The following is a 24,909-nucleotide window of genomic DNA, read 5'->3' as shown; positions in this document are numbered from 1 at the left end:
AAAATAAGAAAAGATGAAAAAGATTAATTATATATTATATAGCATATTGCTGCTTACCGCAATGGGTTGCAGTAAGTCCTTTCTGGAAAAAAATCCCCAGGGAGAATTGATTGGTGGACAGTTGGACACCCAGGAAGGAGTCGATGGATTTCTAACAGGTGCCTATTCTCTTTTGAATGGAAATGTGAACGGTACTTTCGGAAATTATGGCGCGGCACCAAGTCAGTGGCTGTTGGGAGAGGTGACCTCCGATAATGCACATAAAGGAAGTGATAATGGTGATCAGCCAAATATGAATTTACTGGAAAGACATTCGCCAACAAGTACCAATGATAACCTGGAGAACGTTTGGGTCCGCTGTTTCGAAGGAATCCTGCGTTGTAACAATACCTTGAAATTTTTAAGTATAGTGCAGGCCGGAGATAAAAAGTTTCCGGAAGCAAGGGCCATTGAAATTCAGGCAGAAGCAAGGGTTCTAAGGGCGCACTATTATTTCTTTCTGGCCAGGATTTTTAAAAATGTACCGCTGATTACGGAAACAACGACGACCGTAGCAGTAGACAATACGCCTGACATTTACCCGGCCATTGTGAACGACCTGAAGTTTGGAGTAGATAACCTGGGAATGGTAACCTCAAAAGATCCGGTCACAAGGGTCAACAAAGTGGTCGCACAGGCGTATTTAGGAAAGGTTTATTTGTATCAAAAGAAATATCTGGATGCTTTGCCATTGCTGAAAGCTGTAATCGCTGCAAGACCACAGCTCGAAACTTTACCTTACACCGATAATTTCGACATCACTAAAGAGAATGGACCGGAGTCGATCTTTGCTGTCCAGCATTCGGTTGGTGCAGATGGTACAGGGGGCGACAATGGTAATGTTGGCGACATCCTGAACTTTCCTTACGGGAATGGCCTGCCCATTACCTGCTGTGGATTTTTCCAGCCCTCTATTGACCTGGCCAATGCCTTTAAGGTAAATCCGGATGGATTACCTTACCTTCTGGAGGGAGACTACAGAGCTCAGCCCTATAAGTCTGATTTCGGTCTTAGCGATGCAGAGAAAAAAGCATATGAGCTGGATAAAACCCTGAGGATCGATCCCCGCATGGACTATACCATGGGAAGAAGGGGTGTTCCTTTCCATGACTGGGGAGTGATGCAAGGCGATTCCTGGATCCGTGAACCTTCTAATGGAGGACCTTTTGTCGCTTATAAGAATGTAATAGATGCTTCGCAGGTTTCCAGTGGAACAGGTCCCGGAAATACAAATGTGACAGGCTTGAATGTAAATATCATCCGTTTGGCGGATGTTTACCTGATGGCTGCTGAATGTGAAGTCGAAGCAGGAAGTATACCAAATGCCTTAGTTCTGGTGAACCAGGTGCGTGCCAGAGCTGCAAAGTTACCGGCAAAACAGGTAGGAGGAGTAAACGTAGCGGTCTATCAGGTGAGCCCATACCTTTCATTCCCGGGTCAGGATTATGCGCGGAATGCCGTGCGCATGGAACGCAGGCTGGAGCTCGCTCTGGAAGGACATCGTTTCTATGACCTGGTGCGCTGGGGAATTGCGAAACGAACACTGGATAGTTACTTCCAGTTTGAAGGAGATTATTTTCCTTACCTGAAGCCAGTGGTGATGGAAGACCGGGACGAATATTTCCCGATTCCGCAAAATCAGATTGATCGTAGCCAGGGAATACTAAAGCAAAACTCCGGATACAATTAAGCGGGTGGTATGATATTGAAAAAGGGTCTTTATGACCCTTTTTTTGTTGCAGCGAAATCTCCGAAAGGGAACCAAATAATGCTAACTTTGGTGTATTAGCAACCATAATAATCTATAATTACGACCGCAATTACATGAAGAAAGTTATTTTATTGTTTTTTGCCCTGTTTCTCAGCATAACAGGGTTTTCTCAAGGCGTACTGTCCTTGTTTAACCGCTCAGACGATTTCTTTAAACTGATGGAAGAGGAGAAGTTTACTGAAGCACAGGCTTTTTTTGACGAAAGTGTCCAGTCTAAAATTACGCCTGAAAATCTGGAGACGATTTGGAAATCCCTGCATACAAATTATGGAAAGGTATTGAGTACTGATGTCATTCAAAGTAAAGCGGAAGGCGAGTTTTTTGCCGTTTCTGTGGATGTTAAATTCGAAAAAGAAACTCAGGGTTTTTTGCTGGTCTTTAATAAAAGTGAAAAATTGGTTGGGCTTTTCCCAAGACAGAAGTCTAATCAGCAGTCCTATTTGAGACCCGCTTACGCCGATACAAATGCTTACAAAGAAAAAGAGATTTATATTAAGACCGCTGGTCATAGCCTGGTAGGCTTATTAACTATTCCTGCAAAAGGGGCCAACTTCCCGATTGTTGTTTTGCTGCATGGTTCCGGTCCAAGTGATATGGATGAAACTGTAGGGCCAAATAAACCCTTCAAAGATCTTGCTGCAGGTTTGGCAACAAAAGGTATCGCGAGCATTCGCTATGTGAAAAGAACGCTTGCCTATTCAGGGGAGTTTACTAAAGCATTTACTGTTAAGGAAGAAGTAGTAGATGATGCCCTGGCGGCAATCGCTTTGGCGAGGACAATTCCCGGAGCAGATAAAAAGAAAATTTACCTGTTTGGACACAGCATGGGAGGCATGCTTGCGCCAAAGCTGGCTACACTGGCTCCGGACCTCAATGGCCTGATCCTGGCAGCAGCTCCGGCAAGAAAACTGACGGATGTGATTGATGATCAAAACAGGTATTCGGTATCGCAGGTAAAGGATACTACAGGTGCAATAAAGAAGCAGCTGGAAGAAGCCTTAAAGGAAACGGCAAAAACCAGAATTACTAAACTTGGTTTGGTTAAACCTGATTCCTTGCTGTTGGGCATACCGGCGGCTTATTGGGTTGACTTAAACCTTTATGATCAGGTGGCAACAGCAAAAAAGCTGATCAAACAAAACATTATGATTGTTCAGGGCGGATTCGATTTCCAGGTATCTCCGCAGGATTATCAAATCTGGAATGCGGCTTTAGGTAAGAAAAAGAACGTAACACTGAAACTATATCCGGACCTGAACCATTTATTGAGCCCTCAAAAAGAAAAGGGAAATATGACGCAGTATGGAATACCAGTCAGTGTCTCAGGAATATTGGTAAATGATATTGCCACCTGGATAAAGGCAAAATAAATGAAGAGCTCTGGTGATCTGATGAGTCATCAGGGCTTTTTTGCAGTAGTGAAATTAATTGGACGCTTTATCCAGGCTTAAAAGAATGCTTTGTTTTAGCGGCTCATTTTTAACCTGGGGAAGGAGGCTTAATTCGTCAAAATTGATCGCTTGACTGCGAAGAACTTTGTCGAGTAATATGCTTTGCTGCTGATAAATGGTGCAGCCATCACAGACATTGGTATGAAGCCGAAGTTGCAGCCTTTCTATCCAGGATAAACCAAACAGGGATTTTTTCTCTATCAGTTCTGTTGCCCTTGTGCAGGACAGTAAGATCAGGTGAATGATTTTTTTCTTCATTTTCGTTATCCGTTAAACCAATTGATCTGTAAACATTTTCTGAGTTGTAATTTTGCCCTGTGGATGATTTGCCAGTAATTAGTCGGCGTAACGCCCAATTCCTGACACACCTGTTCCGGTTTTTTTTCTTCCATAAATTTTAACTGAATTGCAGAAAACCAGTTTAGGGGTAATTTTCCCAGGCAGTCCTGAAGTGTTTTATTGAAATCCGGATTGTCTAAAAGATGACTCCGCTCTTCCTGCCATGGCTGAGGGCTTTCCGCTACATTCCATTCTCCGTGGACATTGAATAGCGTACCGAAGAGTGCATCCGCACTATTTTCGCTTTGTTGTTGCATCGCAATGCCGGGATTCCTATATTTTTGACGGTGATGATCTGCGATTTTATTTCTTAAAATTCCGAATAGCCATGATTTTGGCGTTGATTTTCCTTCAAATTGATCAAATGATTTCAAGGCCACCAAGAAAGTTTCCTGAACAAGGTCTTCCGCAGATTCTTTGCTTGAGGTTTTGTAAAAAGCCCAGGAATATAAACTGTCAAAGTATAAGAGTACCCAGGACCTGATTGTTTTTGCGCTTCCTGAATTTTGAGTTGAAGGCTCCATTGTACAAATCTAGCATAATTATAAAGCCTGGAAGCAACAATTGTTTCCCGTCATCCCGGGATTAAAGCAGGAAGACGGGAAATGTTATTTCTTTCTTTCGGCTAAGATGTGTTTGTGCCATTTCTTCATGACTTTTCTCCCGGCAACCTCTGCTTTTTCTACGTTTTTGTTCCCACCATCGAGGTATTTAAAGACCACTTCTGCAAGTGCGTCCATAAAAGGTTCATGGAGGGGAAGCTCTGCCTGAATCTGGGGGCTGCCCTCCATGATCTCGTTCAGAAAGAATAACGTTGCCCAGCGTTCATTGCCATCCGGCCTGCTGTAGTAAAAAGGGAAGGAGACCCTGTTGATGAATTTCTGAATGATTACTTCAGGGGCAACCTGAAACAAGTCGCACAGCATACTGAAGTCTTGCGGGAGACTGACTTTTAAATTAAGGTCCATAATTTCTGATTTATTTTAAACGGAGTGAATAAGCTTGTGGTAATAATTGTCATATAATTCGTAGTACTTTTCGCGTCTTTTCTCCAGGTTACGAACAATAAATAAGCGGAGGTGCAGTTCCTGGATCCGGTCAATAAATTCGACCTGTAAAGCTTTATGGGAAGGGGGACTAAGGAGGGCATTACATTTGCTAATGGCCTGGTAAAAAAATGCCATGGCATGGTTTTCCAACAGATGATGTAATCCAATCCGTGCATGCGTCTCCGGCAGGGAAACCTGATCCATAAAATGTTGAATGTATACTTCGGGCCGGCAATTGTGTGTTTCGCACATAATGGAAAAGTCAATCCCCAGCTGCAGGGTATTTGCTTCGTCAAGCTGCAGGGTCCGGGAGGTGGTTACTTTAGGTTCCATGAGGTTGAAAATCTTTTTTACAATGGGAATGCACATCTTTCTTCTTTTAATTTCGGGGGTCCGGGGCCTTACACTCATTTGAACAATCTCCCTTACATATTTTATAATGGCATCCCTGTTGGTTTGAAAAGCAGGGCTGATGCCTTCGATCGGTGGATGAGGATGACTTAGCAGGGTATTTGTGGCAAAGCGGTAACAGTCCTTAGATTTATGACTTAGGGAATCGTAAAAGGAAATGTGATCTATAAACAGCTGTAATACTTCAGGAATTGCTAAATGATAGGTGGCACAGGCAATTTTAAATTCCAGGGGAATGGTTAGTTCTGGTTTATCTTTTTTCATGAGTGATGCGTTATGGTTATTCAAATACTTTTTCATACCTGCAACCGTATTCGTTTGATCTTGTTCTTTTAAGTTTTGGGAAACCGCTTTTTTTTGTGAGTTCTAAAAGTGCTGCCTGTACATACCGCGGTTCAATACTTTCATTGCCAATCACACTGCGACAACGCTGATAGATCACCAAAGGAGTTTGAGGGCTGAAAAACAGGCGGCCTTCAAAAAGAACATTTAAGATGGCCTTCACTTCTGCTGCATTTTCCTTCTCTGCAGTCTGATACCTGATGTAGCCGGGGTTCTCTTCCATGAGCTGGAAAATGAGCCGCTCAGACTGGTCCTCTTCTATACGGAACATCTGATGTTCGATCCTGGTCCCTTCAATATGCTTTTTCAGGAGGTAATCCCTTGTGTAATTCTGGCGTTCAAATCCGGGTGTCATCGCTCTTAAAGAAATCTCTTCCATCGCATACCTGAAACAATGCATGTCTTCAAAAGAGAAGCCTATACTTTTAAGCTCTTCCTTTTGTTTGATGAAATCTATGTGATAGCCCATTAAAAAGGATACCTCTGCTGTGGAATAGCCTTTGGCGATTCTCTTAATCATAAAGCTATACAGCATGGCCAGGTGTAAAGCGGACATGCGTGCACTAAAGGTCAGACTGACCGGTTTTTTGTTTTCTTCTTTCATATTTAAGGGTTAAGAATTGAGGGTTGTATGTATTATCTATACAAACGTATAGATAATGCGTCAATTTAACCAATTATAGTATAGATTATCTTTGTCATTTATATATTTATCTGTATTAGTGTTAAAAAAATCTATACATTTTATGACTAAACTGGGATATTATTTAGGACAGCGTTCTGTAAATAAGGCGGAGGTGGCAAGAAGGACAGGGCTAACCAGGGCAAGAATGAATGAGCTTACCCTGACGGAGACTTCGAAGCTCAGGGCGGAAGAACTTTATTTGATTGCGCTGGCAATTAATGTAAAGCCGGCAGAGATGCTGGAAGAAATGTATCATGACCTGACCTTGATCGAAAGAAGTTAAGCGGAATTCAACATGCGGAAAAAATCAGCCCTTATTACAATCATCTACATTGCCCTGGGGGCGGCCTGGCTAAATCTGGGCAGTAACTGGATAGAAAGACTGGATGAGCGTACTCCAGGGGAGGACATGAGCTTTTTGTATGATTATAAGAACATCATTTTTCTGGTTGTTTCCGGCCTGATCCTGTTTTTGCTGATCGAAATGCACCGCCGAAATCTTTCCAGTGTAGAGAGAAGCTATAAGCAGCTTTTTGAAGGCTCTATCGCAGCTATTTATGTCCTGGACCGGAGCAGTTACCGGCTTGTGGAGGTGAACGAGGTGATGGTCAGAAAATATGGATATAGCAGAAGAGAGCTTTTAGAAATGACCGTACTTGACCTGCGGCCAACAGAAGAACGCACTAAACTGGAAGAATACCTGAATTCCGAACATCCGGAAGGGCGGGCATCGGGCGTTTGGCTCCACAAAAAGAAAAACGGAGATGTTTTTCATATGTTGATCTCCCACCACAAAACCGTGTTCCGGGGTAAGCCGGCTTATACCGTAATTGCGGTTGACATAGAAAGACATGTTAAAGCAGAAGAACGCATTAAAGAGCTGTTGGATGTCTATGAGACCGTAACGAGTGTCACAAATGATGTGATCTGGGAATATTCCCCCGGGAAAGATCAGATCGACTGGATGAATGGTTTTACAGAAATTTTTGGATATGCGGCCGAAGCCCGTGAAAATACAATAGAATGGATCCTGAGTAAAATCCATCCCGACGACAGAGCGAGGGTGGAGCAGAGCATGGAAGACTCCCTGGCGGAGCTCAGCAATTCCTGGCGCTGTGAGTATCAGCTGAAGTGTGCTGATGGAACTTATAAGTATGTTTCCAATCAGGCGTTTATTTTATTGGACAAAAACGGACAGGCAGAAAAAATGGTGGGAGCATTAAGGGACATCACCCTGCGGAAGAATTATGAGCAACGTTTGCTGCGTAAAAATCAGATGCTTAAAGATATTGCCTGGAACAATTCACATGAACTTCGAAGGCCGGTAAGTAACATTGTTGGTATTCTTAATTTGCTGAAAGCTGATGCTGAACGCAATCAGACAGATGTCTCCCTTCTGGAAGTGCTGGAACAGTCTGCGATAGAACTGGATGAAATCATCACTAAGATAAATGTTTCAACAAAGAATGTTGACTTGAAAAACTAATCTTGTTTTTTATGTTAATGAGATTATCGTAACAATTACACTCCCTTTTGCAATCTATGGCAAAATTGTTGCTAGTACTCCGTTGAAGTTCCATTTAAAAACAATTAAAAATGATCAAAAGAATACATGTACTTGAAGATGATGAAGATATCCGATATATAATTGGTGTTTTACTTAAAGATGAGGGATATGAATTACAGCTTTCGTCTACTTTTACAGAATTAAAAGAGAAATTGAAAGATTCTGTGCCTGATCTTTTCATTTTAGATGTTATGTTGCCGGATGGTGATGGTGCAGAGATTTGTAAGGATCTGAAATCAGACCTTTTTACCAAACATATTCCAATTATTGTGATGTCTGCAAATGACCAGAATAAAGAAATCAGTATTACTGCGGGAGCCGATGATTACATCAGCAAACCATTCGATATTGATTATATTGTTAAAAGAATTAAAAAGCTGCTGGAAAAATAATCAGCTTTCACGAATGGAAAAAGACCCTTTTTGAGCAGACTTAAATGTATGCCCGGAAAGGGCTTTTTTATTTACAAAAGCTGTAAAAAGGAAACAGGGATAAACCTTGGAGAGGTATCCCTGTTAATTGATGGTTGGCCCACCACAGACCAACCTAAACCAAACAAACTATGACTATAACGGACTTCATTATAAGAAAGTTTTAATGAATTGAAATTAAACATTACTATGACAATTGAGGTCCTGTATTTCGTAATAAAATCTATTTGTCATATCGGGATCTTCTTTTAGCTCATATTGATAATATAGATCGAGGTGCGTAATTAAACAATCTGCTACGGGATGTGGGAGGCCTGTCTCTACTTTATAATAAATCCGATCTCCAATATTCAGAAAAGGGTTGAACTGATTTCTGATGTAGATGATTACAATATCTGAGATTTCATATTCCATGATTAAAGGTATCATGAAAAAATTAATTCTTCTCATTTCTGTTTTGTTATGACGTTAGATTTTTTAGCTTTAAAAACTTAAATATTCGAAAGGGGGGAATTTTGGAAGATGCAATTAAAGGGATCGTACCGCATGTACTGAGCTTTGCGATCAATGAGTTTTGTAAAAATGGTTTTCTTCTTGCTCATGAGAAAGAGCTTTCGGACCTGAAAGGATTGGTAGACGCAGATTCGAATTCTGATACTGATTATGAATTGCTCAGGTCAGTAGATGATGAGGTCGTGAAGCTGTTGCTTGCCTCCGTGGATAAGACTCTTCAGTGCTTAAGCACCTATTTTCTGATCAATAACCTGGATGAAATAGAGGTCCTGGGCAATGAGGAATACAACTTACTCGCCTCCGATAATTATTATTGCTACCTGATGGACTGGGGCAGCCAGACTTACGCTGATCTGCTGGATAACCTGCCAGGCGTTTATCTGTCCATGGCACAGATGCTGTACCACACAAGTTGTCAGCTTGAACTGATGGTGATTGATGTTCCTGATGAAACTTATGAGGAGTTTCATGAACGTTATTATGAGATTCTCGATCAAAAAATAAATAGTGCGGATAAGAATGTCGCACTGCTCTATGACCTGATCGTAGATCTGAACGAAGACCTGCTGGAAATCAGCCGGCTGTCTTAATCCCCTGACCGGAGTTTCATTTTACAGCGATATTATTATATTTGGCGTGTAAAATATCAGAACAAAATGTCAGATCAGAAAAAAGAAATATTCGATGGCGTAGCTCAACGCTTAAAAATTGAAGGATTTAATGTGGTTAATCGTGATGAAACCCGCCCATGGGGAGGATTTTTTGTGATCGATGAAGACCAGGCGCAGCAGTTTGCCAATGTTTATTTTGATGGATTAAATGTTGATGAACTAAAGATCTCAGGTAAACTGAGTCCTAAAATATTAATTGTAGCTCCTAAAACACGTCTTTCGTGGCAATATCACCACCGTCGTGCAGAAATATGGAGAGTGGTAAATGGTACAGTAGGCGTGAGCACCAGCGAAACTGATGAACAAGGTGATGTTCAGCAATTGGCACCAGCACAAACAATCAGGTTAAAACAAGGCGAAAGACACCGTCTGATCGGTCTGGATGATTGGGGAATCGTTTCTGAAATCTGGCAACATACTGATCCTTCAAATCCTTCTGATGAAAGTGATATCGTAAGGGTTCAGGACGACTTTGGCAGATAAAACCAGGTTATCTAAGATATAATCCCGTATTGGTAAAACTTTTACGGGATTTTTTTTGCTATTTTTACAGCCCAAACATCCGTATAAATCTAATAGCCGTACGTATAATAACAAATATGATCATTTTAGTTTTCTTTCTTTTACACTGGTTCCTCTCTCTATTTTCACAAACTTTCTTTTTGCACCGATATGCTTCTCATAAGATGTTCAAAATGAATGGTTTTTGGGAGAAGTTTTTCTATGCCATTACTTTCTTGTCGCAGGGCTCCTCTTTTTTAAATCCAAGGGCCTATGCCATTTTACACCGCATGCACCATGCATTTAGTGATACCGAAAAAGATCCGCACTCTCCGCATTTCGTGAAAGATGTATGGGGAATGATGATCAAAACGAAAAACATCTACCTCAATTACTCAAAATATAATGTAGAACCTGAGGAGCAGTTCAGAGATAAATACCCATCATGGCCATTCATTGACAAGATTGGCGATTCCTGGATCACCAGAATTGTATTCATCTCTTTCTATATCTGGTTTTATGTCACTTTCGCTACCGTATGGTGGATGTTCCTATTGTTACCAATCCATTTCTTAATGGGGCCGCTTCATGGTGCTATCGTGAACTGGTGCGGACATAAATATGGCTATTCCAACCATGATAATGATGACCATAGTAAAAATTCGTTACCATTGGATTTCCTGATGCTGGGCGAATTGTTTCAGAACAACCACCATAAAAAACCCAATAATCCAAACTTCGCTTCGCGATGGTTTGAATTTGATCCAACCTATCCGATCATGAAGGTAATGCATTGGCTTCACATTATCCGGATAAGAAAAGTTTAAAACAAAAAGACGATGGCAACACCCTATCTATTCCTTGTTTGTTTAGTTGCGTGTTGCCTGCTGATGACTGCAGCCTGGTGCTGGGCGGTTAAGATTAAAAACGCAGGGGTGGTTGATGTCTTTTGGGCTTTCAATTTTCCTTTAATAGCGGTACTGCTATTTTTCCTTGCGGATGGACTCGAACTGCGAAAACAGCTGATCTGCGGCATGGTCCTGATTGCAGGATCAAGGTTAGGGATTCACCTGTGGCAGCGTGTGATCGGTTACCTGAAGGAAGAAGAAGGGCGTTATCAGCAGCTTCGGAAAGAATGGGCACCTCAGGAGAACAAAAAGTTTTTCTGGTTTTTTCAATTTCAGGCCTTCTCTAATGTATTCCTGGCCATTCCTTTTTTTGTAATTGCAGTGAATAAAGACCCGGAAATTAGTCCGCCGGAATACCTGGGGCTTATACTTTGGGCCATCGCCGTTTTCGGCGAAGCAATTGCCGATTGGCAGCTGACTCAGTTTAAAAAAGATCCGGCAAACAAAGGCGAGGTTTGTCAGTCCGGATTATGGAACTATTCCCGCCATCCCAACTATTTTTTTCAGCTCCTGATGTGGACAGCTTATTTTGTGTTTGCACTCGGTTCTCCAATGGGCTGGATTGCCATAATCAGTCCGCTTATCATTGGTTATTTGTTGTTTAAAGTTACCGGGATTCCTGCAACCGAAGAGCAGGCATTGAGATCCAAAGGCGATAAATACCGTAACTATCAGAAAACGACCAGTGTATTTATTCCCTGGTTTAAAAATAGAAGTTCTTAGAAAAAAAACAATCTAAACTTTCCTGAATAACGTATAGTTAAACTATTGGGCGTTACAATTGTTTGTAAATGAAACCGATCCTGTTTGAGGATTTTCAGGTCTGATCACCTGTCGGAACAAAACAGCACTAAATGTAATGCCCCTGAGAATACCAGAGACCTTAATCAACAAATTAATGTGGTACGATAGTTTAACAGAACAGGATAAATTACCCGACTTTTTATTAAGAACGGGCATCAGGAGACTGATCAGACAGCGGTTGAGAGAAGAAAATACCGGCAATGCAGAATCGCAGCAACAACGCTTAAACGAGCTGATCAGCGAATTAAAAACCAATCCCATTGCCATTCATACCGCGGAGGCAAACGAGCAGCATTATGAGGTTCCTACTGAGTTTTATCAGTATTGCCTGGGCAAACATTTAAAATATTCCAGCGGATATTGGAATCCCTGGGTAAAGGATCTCGATACTTCAGAGAAAGATATGCTGGAACTGACCTGCCTGCGCGCCAAATTGCAGGATGGACAGGAGGTGCTGGAACTTGGTTGCGGCTGGGGTTCTTTGTCGTTATACATGGCTGAAAAATATCCTGAAAGTAACTTTACGGTGGTGTCGAACTCTGCTACGCAAAAGGAATTTATAGACCAGACCGCAAAAGACCGTCAGCTTTCCAATCTTGAGGTAATTACCGCAGACATCAACAGTTTTGACACCCTTCGGCGTTTTGACCGGGTAGTGTCAGTAGAGATGTTTGAGCATATGAGGAATTATCAGTTGCTGCTGCATAAAATCTCTTCCTTTATGAAGGAAGACGGGAGACTCTTCGTTCATATTTTTACCCATCAGCAGATCGCCTATAAGTTTGAAGTCAAAGATGAATCTGATTGGATGAGCAAATATTTTTTTACGGGTGGCCTAATGCCTTCAAACCACCTCTTGTTTTATTTTAATGATGACCTGGTTGCAGAAGAACATTGGGTGGTCAACGGAACGCATTATGCTAAAACGTCGGAAGCATGGCTGCAACGTATGGATGCCCACAAAGCAGAAATTATCCCTTTGTTTGTCCGCACTTATGGCCAGGAGCAGGCTTTGAAGTGGTGGGTCTACTGGCGACTGTTTTACATGGCATGTGCAGAATTGTTTGGTTATAAAAATGGTAACGAATGGATGGTTTGCCACTACCTGTTTAAAAAAAATACTTAATGGAGAAAGTTGCAATTATAGGAACCGGAATAGCAGGAATGGCCTGTGGTCATTTCCTTCATGAACAATATGACCTTACCTTTTATGAAGAACAGGACTATATCGGGGGGCACACCAATACGGTGACGGTACAGGAGGACGGAAAACCGGTCTATATCGATACCGGATTTATGGTGTTCAATTATGAAACCTATCCTCTGCTGAGCCAGTTGTTTAAAGAGATCAATGCGCCGGTAAAAAAGACAGATATGTCTTTTAGTGTGCAGTACATGCCGGATAGACTGGAATATTGCGGATCCGGATTGAACCACCTGTTTGCACAGCGAAGAAACCTGTTCAAACCCTCTTTTATAAAGATGCTGATGGAGATCAACCGCTTTAATAAGGAAAGTGTGGACATCCTTGACCAAAAGAAGTATGAAGATTATACGCTTGCCCGCTACATCACTGAGTTTGGCTATAGTCAGGATATGCTGCATAAATACCTGATCCCGATGAGTTCGGCAGTATGGTCGAGTCCTATGGATCAGATTCTTGATTTTCCTGTGGTCGCATTGATCCGGTTTTTTAAGAACCATGGGTTCCTGGGTTTGGATACGCAGCACCAATGGTTTACGCTGCAGAATGGGAGTCAATCGTATCGGGAGTTATTGATTAAGCCCTTTAAAGATCGGATTCTGGTGAATAAGAAGGTGGGTAAAGTGGAGCGTCTGGAGGAAGGAAAAGTAAAAGTTCTGGCAACGGACGGGACAAAAGGGCTATATGACCGGGTGATCATGGCCTGTCATGCAGATCAGGCTTACCGGATAGTGAAGCATAAAAGTCCGGATGAAGAACGGCTGCTTTCGAAGTTTAAATACCATCAGAATAAAGCAGTCTTACATACAGACAGCGGCCAGATGCCGAATAAGAGACTGGCCTGGAGCAGCTGGAATTATCGGGTCGAACAGCAGGGATCACAGTTGCAGGCGAGTACCATCTACTGGATGAACAAGCTGCAGCAGGTATCTGAAAAACAAAACTATTTTGTTTCAATTAATCCCCCGGCCTCACTGGACAAAAAGAAGGTCATTATGGAAATAGATTATGAACATCCTCTGTTTGACGTTGCGGCAATGCAGGCGCAGGAGGAACTACACCTGTTAAATCAGAATGGACCGCTTTATTATTGCGGAAGTTATTTTAAATATGGTTTTCATGAAGATGCTTACGCGAGTGCAGTCGGCCTTTGTGAATCCTGGCAAAAGAAAAAATGATGGAATCTTCCTTATATATCTGCAAGGTAATGCACCATCGGCTGGCGCCTAAAAAGCACCGGTTTTGGTATAGGGTGTATTTGTTTTACCTGGATATTGATGTGCTTCCTGCACTTTCCAAAAAGTTATACTGGTTGAGTTTTAACCGGTTTAATCTTTTTAATTTCCGGAATAAAGACCACATGCAGTTGCCGAAGGATCAGCCGGACGAAACGAAGAGCCTCAGGCAGCATTTAAGTCAATATCTTTCTGAAAATGATCTTGAACTCGGAAATGGCAGGGTAATGCTGCTCACTAACCTCGCAGTATTGGGCTATAATTTTAATCCTGTCTCCTTTTACTTCTGTGAGGATGAGGCAGGAAAACCCTTGTGTACAGTGGTGGAAATCAGCAATACTTTCCGGGAAATGAAACTTTTTCTGCTGAAGAGCGATACATTGGAAGGTAATACTTTCCGGCAGCGTGCAGAGAAATATTTTTATGTCTCGCCATTCATCGATCTGGATACCCTCTTTGACTTCAACCTGAGCATTCCGGATGAAGAACTGGATATTCGTATCGATGATTATGATAAAGAAGGCAAGCGCTTCTTCCTGAGTACACTCCGGGGCAAGCGGAAAGTGTTAAACAACATAAATCTGCTCAAATACTTCTTCAGCATCCCCCTGATCCCCCTGAGGGTAATGGGACTTATCCATTGGCAGGCCTTCCTGTTGTGGAAGAAAAAGTTTGCCTTTCACCAAAAATCTGCAAACCAGAGTTTGCAAAAGGACGTATATAAACCATATAAGAATAATTGAAACCTATATGCCATCGCTTTCTGTTGTAAAAAATAAATCCGGATTCTATGAGAAAATGGTGCTGAATGCCCTTTCTAAAATGAGAAAAGGATGCCTGACCATCTCCCTTCCCAGCGGGGAGGAAGTTGAGATTGGTGATGCTGAGGAGGGAATTAGCGCAAATATTCAGATTAAGTATGACGAGTTTTTCAGAAGCCTGTTTTGGTATGGCGATATCGGTTTTGGAGAGGCTTACTCAGATGGGTTATGGGAAACAGATAATATTACCAATGTCATTAAATGGGTGTTGCTCAACATAGACAATGCACCATCTGTATCGGGGAGCGGACGTAAAAAAATCGCGTTAAATCTTTTGAAATGGCTCAACAGGCTTTACCACAATAGCCGTGCAAACAGCATTTCCGGATCGCAAAAAAACATCTCCGCACATTATGACCTGAACAACGATTTCTTTGCAGCCTTTCTCGACCCCTCTATGACTTATTCCAGCGGTTATTTTTATAAAGAAGGGCTGAGCCTCGCTGAAGCTCAGGATGCCAAGTATCAGCGCCTTTGTGATCAGCTCCGGTTGCAGTCTACGGATCATGTATTGGAAATTGGTAGCGGATGGGGCGCAAATGCCATTTTTATGGCAAAGAACTACGGTTGTAAGGTCACCTCAATCACGATCTCTAAAGAGCAGCAGCAGTTCGCAATGCAGCGGGTGATGGAAGAGGGACTTTCTGAGCAGGTGGAGGTGATTATTATGGACTACAGGGACCTCAAAGGAACGTTTGATAAGATTGTGTCGATCGAGATGCTGGAGGCGGTAGGACATCATTATTATGAGGAATACTTTCGTAAGTGTCACGAGGTGCTGAAGAAAGATGGAATCTTTGCTTTGCAAGTCATCACTAGCCCGGATTCAAGGTATGATAGCCTGCGTAAAGGCGTCGACTGGATTCAGAAACATATCTTTCCAGGCTCTTTACTCCCTTCGGTTGCTAAGATTAATCAGTCTGTTAACCGGACAGGTGATTTGACAATGGTAGAGCTTAAAGACTTAGGCCTGGATTATGCCCGTACACTACAGATCTGGTTTGAACAGTTTAACCACAATATCGAGGTGGTAAAAGCATTGGGATTTGATGAGCAATTTATACGGAAATGGAATTATTACTTTAGTTATTGTGAGGCTGCTTTTGCCATGAGGAATATTAATGTGATGCAAATGGTGTATGTGAGGCCAAACAATACCCAGAGGAAGTAGTTCTTATCGGAAAAAAGAAAAAACTGCATCACTCTTCGATGGCTGAAATCTTTTGCCTGAAGGGGCAAAATCTTTCTATGCCTTCTCTGAGGAAGCAGTTCTTATCCGGAGCAAAACCCAACGTTAATAGTAAGGCTGTTTTTTCCGGGTTTTATTTTCTTTTTTATTCAACAGGGGTAAGGTATTGTGTAAATGAGTAACCTTGTTCTCCCTGATCAGTTTTGATCAGCCACCATTGGTCGTTTTCTTTTCCTACCAGGGTAACCACTTCGTGTCTGGCTGCTTTGCCAACGATGTCATCATTGGTGCTTGGACCTTTACGGATGTTAAGGTTAGAACTGTTGGTTGTTACTTTTAGTTTACTGCCTTCTACTACGCCTGCAACGCTGTTGATGTTCATCACGACATCACCTGATGCGTAATTGGGATCAAGGCGTTCATATGTATCCCATAGCTGCTGTTTTACTGCGCCACTTGTGGCACCATCAATGTATAAAACACCATCTTGCTCACGTACGTTTAATTCGTTTACGCCTGCAGCTGTTGCAGCGTCTATCAGTTCTTTATATTTTTCTTGTAAAGCCATTTTTATGTTCCTCCTGAATTATTTAATCACCAATTGATTGTCAACTTTTTTAGGTTTCAATGCATTTAATGCCATCATCAGTTTCTGCAGATTGGCTTTTTGAAGTTCTCCTTTTAAAGTCACTACGCCATCGGCTACAGTTGCCGTAACGGTTGGGAAATCTTTTGTAGCATCTTTTACAGCGATAGCTAATGGACTGTCCGCAGCAATTTCAACGTTGGTAATCGCAATAGTCAGGTTGTTTACAACAGAAGTCACACCAGGGACTGCAGCAGCGGCTTTACCCAGTTCTTCTTTAGTTGCTTCATCAGGAACCTGCCCGGAAAGTGTAGCTACTCCCTTTTCAACAGTCACACCAGAAGCACTTAGTTTTGGATTGGCCTGTATTGCTGTTTCCACCGCAGTTTTAAGGTCTGCATCTTTCGGTTTGTTTTTGCATCCGGTAACTGTAGCTCCCATAAAGGCTACAACCATTACAAGAGCCATCATTTTGCTCATAAAGTTTTTCATTTTTTGATAGATTTTGTTTTTAACTATATACAAGATATAGAAAATACTTAACGTCTGATGTTAAAAAAAGTTTAACAAAAATGTTTTTTTAATGATTTTTTCAGAAATAAATTTTGAAAGAGTACAGGGAATTAGTCTTTTGCGGGAATAAGACTACGGGGTAATGTGATAAAAGCAAGAACGCGGCGGGATCAGGAAATCCAATTTTACTTAAATAGTCCCTGGCATTCGAACCAATGTTTAAAATATAATATGAGTTGTTGAACTGCCGGAAATGAACTTAACTGATCTTTGATGGCTACTTTTAATAAGTTAGCCCTGGTAAATTTTCCTGGGGTAGGGGTTGCTCTTAAATATTCTGCTTTGATAAATCAGCTTCTGATGGGTTACCCCTAATAATCTCTCTCCAATGACCCGGCAATGAATAGACCTTAATAGCCTCACGCTAATAAAACTGCCTTTAATAGATTTACTCCAGCCTTTCAGCTCCCTGTTTAGTTTGTCCCCTCGGGAAATTACCGCATTAAATAAAAAAATCAAGTATGCTAAGAGAAGATCTAGAAAATTTTGCCCTTTTTCAGGGCAAAAGATTTCAATCTTCGATTAGTATACTTGATTTTTAGATTGGAGCAGAATTCCGCCCCCTTTTATGCTTTGGGCTTGCTACCTTTAGAGCTCCACCTGCGGCTTCCGCTACTAGGAGTTCTTTTAGCACCGCTCAGGTTAGGTTCACGTTGACCGCCCCCTTGACCTCCACCTGAAGGCCTTCCATTCCCTCTGCTTCCCTGTCCGCGGGGATTTCCACCCTGACCTTTAGCTTTAGGTTTTTCAGCAGCAGCTGACATCAGGCTCTGCCAGCTCATGGCATAAGGATGATCTTCCGTTACCGGAATTTTCAGTGCAATCAGTTTCTCAATATCTTTAAGGAAATCTTTTTCTTCTGCATCGCAGAAAGAAAGGGCGGTTCCACTTAATCCCGCACGACCAGTACGACCGATCCTGTGTACATAAGTCTCAGGAATGTTCGGCAATTCATAATTGATCACATGGGCAAGCTCATCAACGTCAATTCCGCGGGCAGCGATATCGGTAGCCACAAGGATTCTTGTTGTTTTTGCTTTGAAGTTCGTTAATGCCCTTTGTCTGGCATTTTGCGATTTATTTCCGTGGATGGCTTCAGCTCTGATGCCTACTTTGATCAGGTCTTTTACGATACGGTCAGCACCATGTTTGGTCCTGGTAAACACCAATGCCGTTTCGATCGTTTTATCTTGCAGGATATGGATCAATAAGTTTTTCTTATCGTTCTTTGCTACAAAATACATCTCCTGTTTGATTTTCTCTGCAGTAGAAGATACCGGAGTCACTTCTACTTTTAAAGGACTTGTCAGGATGGTATCTGCAAGTTTCTGAATTTCCTGCGGCATGGTTGCCGAGAAAAATAAAGTTTGTCTTTTTAGCGGAAGCTTTGCGATTACCTTTTTAACATCATGGATGAAACCCATGTCCAGCATTCTGTCTGCTTCATCCAGAACAAAGATTTCAATGTCGCGAAGGTTGATAAAACCCTGGTTCATCAAATCTAATAATCTGCCGGGAGTGGCAACCAGGATGTCTACACCACGGTTAAGGGCATCTGTTTGTGCTTTTTGTCCCACACCACCGAAGATCACCAGGTGACGGATCGGAAGGTTTTTACCATATGCTTTAAAGCTCTCTTCAATCTGTATGGCCAGTTCCCGCGTTGGTGTTAATACCAATGCTTTGATGGCTTTATGAACTTTAGTGTTGGTATGTGGCTTACTCAGAAGCTGAAGCATAGGAATGGCAAAGGCAGCAGTTTTACCTGTACCGGTTTGTGCACATCCTAATAAGTCTCTGCCTTGAAGTATGGTTGGGATAGATTGTTCTTGTATGGGGGTCGGTTGCGTATAACCTTCTGTTTGCAGCGCTTTTAAAATGGGCTCAATCAGGTTTAATTCTTCGAATAACAATGTGTTTGTATTTTAATGTATAATAATGAAACGAAAGAATATCGTTTCCCGTCAAAGGTACATATAACTTTTGGCTTTTATGTGTTCCATGAATTTATACTTAAATGTCTGTTAATTAGTGGGTTTGTTTTCTTTAAAGCGGCTAAAAAACAATAAAGCGAGGACACATAAGACAAAGCCTACCACTCCGTTTAAGCGGAGTCCGTAATCATGACCCGGGTCTTTACCATAGACCGTCAGCATGGCGAAAATGGCAATACCCATCGTTTGCCCTAACTTTACAAAGAGGTATTTTACCGCGAAGAACATGCCTTCATGGTTTTCACCAGTTTCCAGGGTATCCTGTTGGGCTATATCGGCAAGGATGGCATTGGGTAAAATTCCAAGGGAGGCTAGGGGGAAGGATGCACAGACCACCAGAATGTACATTTGCATCGTAGGGGAAAAGGGGAGTTTCCCCAGGAAAAAAATGGTGACAAATATCAGGCTGAGCACGCCAAAGGCAACCAGAACGAGGGGCTTCTTTCCGAATCTTTTTGAACCATAATTGATAAAAGGATAAAATACCAGGGAAAGGAGCACCATGATTCCCATGAACTTTCCACCATCGGAATCCGGCAGGCCCAGCAGTACGGTCACAAAGAAGAGTAAGCCGCTGGAAATGATACTCAGAGCGATGTAATAACTGAAGTCGGAAATCAGGTAATACTTGAAGTTGGCATTCCTAAACGTATTTTTAATGGCCGGAAGTAAAGCGATATGTGTAGGTTTTCCTTCTGTGAATTCCTTTTCATCGATCGATATAATCGGCAGGATCATCACCAGGCCAGAGAAAATGCTCAGACCCCAGATGGTATACTGCAAAGCCTGAGCGCGGTCGGTAACCTGGAAAAGATCCTGGATCAAATCTGCATAATTATTACATAAGGCACCGATGATCATTCCAAATACGAAGCCCACCTGTTGATAAGTGGATAACCGTACTTTCTGGTCCGGGCTATGGGTAAGTTCGGCCAGTAAAGCATTGTAGGGAATGATATAAGTGGTTACAGAGATGAAGAATCCGGCCAGTACAAAAGTAAGCCACCAGGCATTGGTTACACTTTCTCCTTTTACCAGCGGGTAGAAGACCAGGGCGCAGAAGATGACTGCAGGAATGATCGCATATTTCATAATAGGGATCCTTCTGCCTTTTGGATTTTGACTGCCATCGCTCAGCGAGGCAATGAAAGGGTCGTAGATCGCGTCAAATAACCTTCCTGAGGCGGCAATCAGAGACAAAATGTTAAAAGCCCCGAAGACCAGGAGCTGAGGCACTAAAGGATGTAAACCTGAATTGTTGGGTGGGAGATAGAAATAGGGTAGCATGACGATAATGATATTGGTCATGATGCTCCAGCCCATCATCCCGGCAGCGTAGGCGATTTCTTTTTTTAGGGGCAATTGTTTTATCGGCATAATGAATAAAGGGCTTCGGTAGCTATAGAGGAGTGATTAGTTCTGTTCATTTTGTTGTGTTGTATTCCCATTAAAAAAGCGGTTGACGAAATAGATGAGGATAAATCCTGCAAAGATCAACAACCCATTTCTGCCTGCTTCCGGGTCATTCAGATAAATGCTGATGCCTACGAAGGAGTAAGCCGAAATAAAAATTAGTGGCAGTAACGGATAGAATTTCATGCTGTATATCGTCTTTTTATCCAGGTGTGCCGTCCGTTTGCGCAGAAAAAAGATCGTTGCTGCGGAGGTTGCCATTCCGATACAGTCTAAAAAGATGGTGTAGTTCAGGATTTTATCGAAGGTTTGGGCGTAAAACAGAGTGAAGACAGAGATGATGGCAAATACGCTGAGGCTCACAAACATCACTTCATTCTTTTTAGTTCTTTTTTTGAAGATTTTCGGGAGTGCCCCTTCTTCTCCCATGGCATACATTGCTCTTGGGTTGCTCAGCAGGTTAACATTGACATAGCCGAGTACTGAAAAATAGATCAGACAGGAAAGTACGGTAAATCCTGCAGGACCAAAAATCTTTCCGGCAAGAATGGCAGCAATGCTTTCCGCAGTCTTTAGCTGCTCGAAGCCGATGACTTTTACATAGGCATAATTGATTGACATATATAAAACAATGATGATGGCCAGGCCGGTCATAATTGCCCTTGGGATAACTTTATTGGCTTCTTTGGTTTCCCCGCCAAAATTGATGGCTTGCTGGTAACCTCCAAAAGTAAAGGAGACGGCAATCAGACAGATGCCCAAAGCTTTTCCGTAGTCCGTCCAGCTGGGTGGAATCCCTGTTGTTGTCTTAAACGCGGGGAGGCTGCTGCTGATGTTCTCCGCTCCCGGACCCATGAAAACAGCGCAGATCAGGACGAGTACCATCCCAATCTTGATGATAGACAGTACATTCTGGGTCTTGGCACTAACCTTTAAGCCCATCAGGTTTAATACATAAAACAGGGCGATGGTGATCGCTGCAATAACAATCCTGTAAAATTCGGTCTGCAATTCCAGAGGGAGGATGATTTTACTGAAATATTCTGCACCTATAATGGAAACGCCCGCAACGGAAGCTGCATTGGAAACGACAATGATACAATTGATGGCAAAGGCAATGGAGGGGTGGTAAAATGCGGAAAAGATTTTGTAGTAGCCGCCCGTTACCGGAAACCTGGAGCCGATTTCAGCATAGGTCAGCGCACCGCAAAGTGCAACCAATCCGCCTATAATCCAGGCAGAATAGAACAGTTCAGCGACCTGTGCGCCAGCGGCCACATTTACCGGCGTCCTGAATATTCCCATTCCTATGACCAGGCTCACCACAATCATAGATAAGTCGAAGAGGGAGAGCTGTTTCTTAGGCGGCATAGGATGTCGGTTTTATTCTTTGAAGATACAGGAAAATGTGTATTTGTTGAAACTTTGTGGTTGATTCCCCGGCATATTAGCTTAAATTTGTAAATCTACTCACACATACATCATGGCTGAACCGAATTATAACGAAGATAGTATACGCTCGCTCGATTGGAAGGAACACATCAGACTGCGTCCCGGTATGTATATCGGTAAACTTGGCGATGGTTCTGCGCAGGACGATGGGATTTATGTATTGCTTAAAGAGATCATGGACAACTCTATTGATGAGTTTGTAATGGGCTCCGGACGTACCATAGAAATCACTGTTTCCGATCAAAAAGTAAATGTGCGGGATTATGGTCGTGGAATTCCTTTGGGGAAAGTGATAGACTGTGTTTCCAAAATCAATACGGGGGGTAAATATGACAGCAATGCCTTTCAGAAATCTGTAGGTTTGAATGGGGTCGGTACAAAAGCAGTAAATGCCTTGTCCACCAGTTTTTCTGTTCAATCTTACCGCGATAATAAAACTAAAAAGGTGGAATTCTCGAAAGGGGAAATTGTGATCGACAATCCGATCATTGATACTACCCAGCGAAATGGTACTGCCATTACGTTTTATCCGGATGAGAGTATTTTCAGAAACTATCACTATATCTCTGACTTTGTGGAGAGCATGATCTGGAACTATGTGTTCCTGAATGCAGGGCTGACCATCAATTTTAACGGAGATAAATATTTCTCTGAGCGTGGATTGTATGATCTGCTGCATAAACATGCAGGTGCAGAAACCATTCGTTATCCGATCATTCACCTGAGAGGAAACGATATTGAGGTTGCCATGACCCATGGACAACAGTATGGTGAGGATTACCATTCTTTTGTAAACGGACAGCATACCACTCAGGGCGGTACGCACCAGGCCGCATTCAGAGAAGCGGTGGTAAAAACGATCAGAGAGTTTTATAAGAAAGAATACGATGCTGCAGACATCAGGGCATCCATCATTGCGGCGATCTCTGTCCGTGTTCAGGAGCCGGTGTTTGAGTCGCAGACGAAGACAAAACTGGGTTCACAGAATATGGGACCAGACGGGCCTTCTGTAAGGACTTTCATCAATGATTTCGTAAAGAAAGAACTGGATGATTACCTGCACAAACATACGGATGTTGCGGATGCTTTATTGAAAAGAATCCTTCAGTCGGAGCGGGAGCGTAAAGACATTGCCGGAATTAAAAAACTGGCCAACGACAGGGCTAAAAAAGCATCCCTGCACAATAAAAAATTAAGAGACTGTAAGGTGCATTTCAACAGCACCCATGAAAAAAGATACGACACTACCTTATTCATTACCGAGGGAGATTCTGCCTCGGGATCCATCACCAAATCAAGAGATGTGGATTGCCAGGCGGTATTCAGTTTAAAAGGAAAACCTTTGAACTGTTATGAGCTGACTAAAAAAGTAGTGTATGAGAATGAGGAGTTCAACCTTTTACAACACGCCTTAAATATTGAAGATGGCTTAGATGGATTGCATTATAACAACATTGTAATTGCTACCGATGCCGATGTCGATGGAATGCACATCAGGTTGCTGATGATGACTTTCTTCCTTCAGTTTTTTCCTGACCTGGTTCGTTCAGGACACGTATATATCCTTCAGACTCCATTATTCCGCGTTCGTAATAAAAAGGAAACGATTTATTGCTATAGTGATGACGAGCGTAAAGCTGCAATCGCCAAACTGGGTAACAAACCGGAAATCACCCGTTTTAAGGGGTTGGGAGAGATCTCACCTGATGAGTTTGGTTTGTTTATTGGTAAAGACATCCGCTTAGATCCTGTGATCCTGAAAGATCAGACGATTAAGAGTTTGCTGGAATACTACATGGGTAAGAATACACCTGACAGACAAAAACACATCATCAGAAACCTAAGGGTAGAGAAAGACACCATAGAGGAACTGGTATCCGCAGACGAAAGTGCAGCTACAGCTGCGGTTAGTCATGATATCGTAGATGAAGAAAATATAGATGATGAATCCATAGTTGCGGAATCGGCTTAATCCTTTTCCACATCTATGGTATTTTCCGGATGTTGTGGTGGAAGGGTTTCTGCTTCACTCTCTACCACAACAGTTCTGGTCAGCACTGCATATTTACTCGGTGCAATTCCATGATCATACTTCTCGGCATAAGCCTGCGTAAACTCCGCACCAAAGTACAGGATAATCGCAGTATAGTAAATCCACAGCAGGATCACAATAATTGATCCGGCGGCGCCAAAGGGAGAACCCGGGTTTCCTTTCTCAATATAAATTCCAATCACATATTTACCCAGGCCAAACAGGAGTGCTGTAAACAGCGCGCCGACGATGGCAGGTTTCCATCTGATCCGGACATCCGGCAAGACCTTAAATATAATCGCAAAGATGCAGGTCACTACCGCAAGCGTAAGGGCATTGGTAACCACCAGCATCATGATCTCTGATACTTCTTCAATCTGGATATACTGTGCGATCTTATTGCCTAGTCCAACCACAATGCTATTCACCACCAGAGAAACGAGTAAGAGGAAGCCCAGAGAAGCAATGAGTGAAAAGGACAATAATCGGTTGGTCAGGAATTTTTTCCAGCCTTTTTTGGGAACAGCTTTTACTTTCCAGATCAGGTTAATACTATCCTGGATTTCAATAAATATCGCAGTCGCACCAATCACCAGTGTGGCAATCCCGATGATCAGTCCGAAGGTACTTTTACCCGAATAATTGGCATTGTTGACAAAGCTCCGCAATTGATTGGCGGCGTCATTGCCGACCAGCTCGCTGATCTCACCAAATAATTTGGTATTGGGATCCATGTTATCGCCTAAAAATAAGCTGGCGGCAGAAATGATAATGATGATTAGCGGAGTAAGGGAAAATATCGTGTAATAAGCCAATGCAGCGCTGAGTTTCATCACTCTGTCCTCAATGAAACCCTTTCCGGCTGCAATAAAGAGATTCCCCGTAGCTTTAAGAAAGCTGATTATTTTTTTTATAAAGTTCATATGTT

The 24,909-nt window shown here is 42.4% G+C and carries 25 protein-coding genes; 14 read left to right on the top strand and 11 right to left on the bottom strand.

Annotated features, from left to right (window positions below; genetic code table 11):
• Positions 1-13 precede the first annotated feature (13 nt).
• Together DBR43_RS32245 and DBR43_RS32240 are read left to right on the top strand one after the other, a co-directional pair.
• A complete protein-coding gene (locus DBR43_RS32245; RefSeq protein ID WP_124587477.1) occupies positions 14-1,729 on the top strand; it encodes a RagB/SusD family nutrient uptake outer membrane protein in 1,716 nt (571 codons plus the stop codon).
• Positions 1,730-1,863: 134 nt separating this feature from the next.
• The gene (locus DBR43_RS32240; RefSeq protein WP_124587476.1) at positions 1,864-3,180 is read left to right on the top strand and encodes a DUF3887 domain-containing protein; all 1,317 of its coding nucleotides are present in this window, start codon (positions 1,864-1,866) and stop codon (positions 3,178-3,180) included.
• A 54-nt stretch (positions 3,181-3,234) separates the two neighbouring features.
• Here the strand turns inward: DBR43_RS32240 and DBR43_RS32235 are convergent, their stop codons facing one another.
• The 5 genes from DBR43_RS32235 to DBR43_RS32215 all read right to left on the bottom strand — a co-directional run bounded on the left by DBR43_RS32235 (position 3,235) and on the right by DBR43_RS32215 (position 6,006).
• Positions 3,235-3,519: a hypothetical protein gene (locus tag DBR43_RS32235; protein ID WP_124587475.1), complete on the bottom strand. Its 285-nt coding sequence runs from the start codon at positions 3,517-3,519 to the stop codon at positions 3,235-3,237.
• A gap of 5 nt (positions 3,520-3,524) precedes the next feature.
• The gene (locus DBR43_RS32230; protein ID WP_124587474.1) at positions 3,525-4,124 is read right to left on the bottom strand and encodes a sigma-70 family RNA polymerase sigma factor; all 600 of its coding nucleotides are present in this window, start codon (positions 4,122-4,124) and stop codon (positions 3,525-3,527) included.
• 84 nt (positions 4,125-4,208) lie between these two features.
• Complete coding sequence (locus DBR43_RS32225; protein WP_124587473.1) at positions 4,209-4,568, bottom strand: hypothetical protein; 360 nt, start codon at positions 4,566-4,568, stop codon at positions 4,209-4,211.
• A gap of 15 nt (positions 4,569-4,583) precedes the next feature.
• Positions 4,584-5,324: a hypothetical protein gene (locus tag DBR43_RS32220; RefSeq protein WP_124587472.1), complete on the bottom strand. Its 741-nt coding sequence runs from the start codon at positions 5,322-5,324 to the stop codon at positions 4,584-4,586.
• A 16-nt stretch (positions 5,325-5,340) separates the two neighbouring features.
• A complete protein-coding gene (locus DBR43_RS32215; protein WP_124587471.1) occupies positions 5,341-6,006 on the bottom strand; it encodes a hypothetical protein in 666 nt (221 codons plus the stop codon).
• A gap of 142 nt (positions 6,007-6,148) precedes the next feature.
• Here DBR43_RS32215 and DBR43_RS32210 point away from each other — a divergent pair, with 142 nt between their 5' ends.
• From DBR43_RS32210 to DBR43_RS32160, 11 genes are all read left to right on the top strand, one after another.
• Positions 6,149-6,370 carry a helix-turn-helix domain-containing protein gene (locus DBR43_RS32210; RefSeq protein ID WP_124587470.1) on the top strand — a complete coding sequence of 74 codons (222 nt, stop codon included), beginning with the start codon at positions 6,149-6,151 and terminating at the stop codon, positions 6,368-6,370.
• Positions 6,371-6,382: 12 nt separating this feature from the next.
• A complete protein-coding gene (locus DBR43_RS32205; RefSeq protein ID WP_124587469.1) occupies positions 6,383-7,573 on the top strand; it encodes a PAS domain S-box protein in 1,191 nt (396 codons plus the stop codon).
• Positions 7,574-7,683: 110 nt separating this feature from the next.
• Entirely contained in the window at positions 7,684-8,046 is a 363-nt protein-coding gene (locus DBR43_RS32200; RefSeq protein WP_124587468.1) for a response regulator transcription factor, read from the top strand.
• Between the two features lie 554 nt (positions 8,047-8,600).
• Positions 8,601-9,188, top strand: a complete 588-nt coding sequence (locus DBR43_RS32195) for a hypothetical protein (RefSeq protein ID WP_124587467.1) — start codon at positions 8,601-8,603, stop codon at positions 9,186-9,188.
• Positions 9,189-9,254: 66 nt separating this feature from the next.
• Positions 9,255-9,752, top strand: coding sequence for a phosphoheptose isomerase (locus DBR43_RS32190; RefSeq protein ID WP_124587466.1), 498 nt, complete (start codon positions 9,255-9,257; stop codon positions 9,750-9,752).
• Between the two features lie 116 nt (positions 9,753-9,868).
• Positions 9,869-10,597 carry an acyl-CoA desaturase gene (locus tag DBR43_RS32185; protein WP_124587465.1) on the top strand — a complete coding sequence of 243 codons (729 nt, stop codon included), beginning with the start codon at positions 9,869-9,871 and terminating at the stop codon, positions 10,595-10,597.
• A gap of 12 nt (positions 10,598-10,609) precedes the next feature.
• Positions 10,610-11,401 (top strand): DUF1295 domain-containing protein, encoded by a 792-nt coding sequence (locus DBR43_RS32180; RefSeq protein ID WP_124587464.1) that lies wholly within the window; start codon positions 10,610-10,612, stop codon positions 11,399-11,401.
• Between the two features lie 175 nt (positions 11,402-11,576).
• The gene (locus tag DBR43_RS32175; protein ID WP_124587463.1) at positions 11,577-12,608 is read left to right on the top strand and encodes an SAM-dependent methyltransferase; all 1,032 of its coding nucleotides are present in this window, start codon (positions 11,577-11,579) and stop codon (positions 12,606-12,608) included.
• Positions 12,608-13,864: an NAD(P)/FAD-dependent oxidoreductase gene (locus DBR43_RS32170; RefSeq protein WP_124587462.1), complete on the top strand. Its 1,257-nt coding sequence runs from the start codon at positions 12,608-12,610 to the stop codon at positions 13,862-13,864. The genes DBR43_RS32175 and DBR43_RS32170 overlap by 1 nt, the downstream gene beginning before the upstream one ends.
• On the top strand, positions 13,861-14,664 hold the full coding sequence (locus DBR43_RS32165) for a DUF1365 domain-containing protein (protein WP_124587461.1): 804 nt from the start codon (positions 13,861-13,863) through the stop codon (positions 14,662-14,664). The genes DBR43_RS32170 and DBR43_RS32165 overlap by 4 nt, the downstream gene beginning before the upstream one ends.
• 7 nt (positions 14,665-14,671) lie before the next feature.
• On the top strand, positions 14,672-15,913 hold the full coding sequence (locus DBR43_RS32160) for an SAM-dependent methyltransferase (protein ID WP_124587460.1): 1,242 nt from the start codon (positions 14,672-14,674) through the stop codon (positions 15,911-15,913).
• A 163-nt stretch (positions 15,914-16,076) separates the two neighbouring features.
• Here DBR43_RS32160 and DBR43_RS32155 read toward each other — a convergent pair whose 3' ends face one another.
• The 5 genes from DBR43_RS32155 to DBR43_RS32135 form a co-directional block, all read right to left on the bottom strand.
• A complete protein-coding gene (locus DBR43_RS32155; RefSeq protein ID WP_124587459.1) occupies positions 16,077-16,499 on the bottom strand; it encodes an SH3 domain-containing protein in 423 nt (140 codons plus the stop codon).
• An 18-nt stretch (positions 16,500-16,517) separates the two neighbouring features.
• A complete protein-coding gene (locus DBR43_RS32150) occupies positions 16,518-17,009 on the bottom strand; it encodes a BON domain-containing protein (protein ID WP_124587458.1) in 492 nt (163 codons plus the stop codon).
• A 647-nt stretch (positions 17,010-17,656) separates the two neighbouring features.
• Positions 17,657-19,003: a DEAD/DEAH box helicase gene (locus tag DBR43_RS32145; RefSeq protein WP_124587457.1), complete on the bottom strand. Its 1,347-nt coding sequence runs from the start codon at positions 19,001-19,003 to the stop codon at positions 17,657-17,659.
• 111 nt (positions 19,004-19,114) lie between these two features.
• A complete protein-coding gene (locus tag DBR43_RS32140) occupies positions 19,115-20,461 on the bottom strand; it encodes an MFS transporter (protein ID WP_124587456.1) in 1,347 nt (448 codons plus the stop codon).
• Between the two features lie 36 nt (positions 20,462-20,497).
• Positions 20,498-21,868 carry an APC family permease gene (locus tag DBR43_RS32135; RefSeq protein WP_124587455.1) on the bottom strand — a complete coding sequence of 457 codons (1,371 nt, stop codon included), beginning with the start codon at positions 21,866-21,868 and terminating at the stop codon, positions 20,498-20,500.
• A gap of 112 nt (positions 21,869-21,980) precedes the next feature.
• On the opposite strand from DBR43_RS32135, the gene DBR43_RS32130 reads away from it, so the two are divergent.
• Positions 21,981-23,921, top strand: coding sequence for a DNA topoisomerase IV subunit B (locus DBR43_RS32130; protein ID WP_124587454.1), 1,941 nt, complete (start codon positions 21,981-21,983; stop codon positions 23,919-23,921).
• On the opposite strand, the gene DBR43_RS32125 is transcribed toward DBR43_RS32130, so the two are convergent.
• Positions 23,918-24,904 (bottom strand): YihY/virulence factor BrkB family protein, encoded by a 987-nt coding sequence (locus DBR43_RS32125; protein WP_124587453.1) that lies wholly within the window; start codon positions 24,902-24,904, stop codon positions 23,918-23,920. The genes DBR43_RS32130 and DBR43_RS32125 overlap by 4 nt on opposite strands.
• Between the last annotated feature and the right edge of the window lie 5 nt (positions 24,905-24,909).

Origin of the sequence: Pedobacter sp. KBW06, assembly GCF_003852525.1 — a bacterium.
GTDB lineage: Bacteria > Bacteroidota > Bacteroidia > Sphingobacteriales > Sphingobacteriaceae > Pedobacter.
The sequence above is the reverse complement of the archived record's forward strand: the minus strand, read 5'-3'. Positions and strand labels throughout refer to the sequence as shown.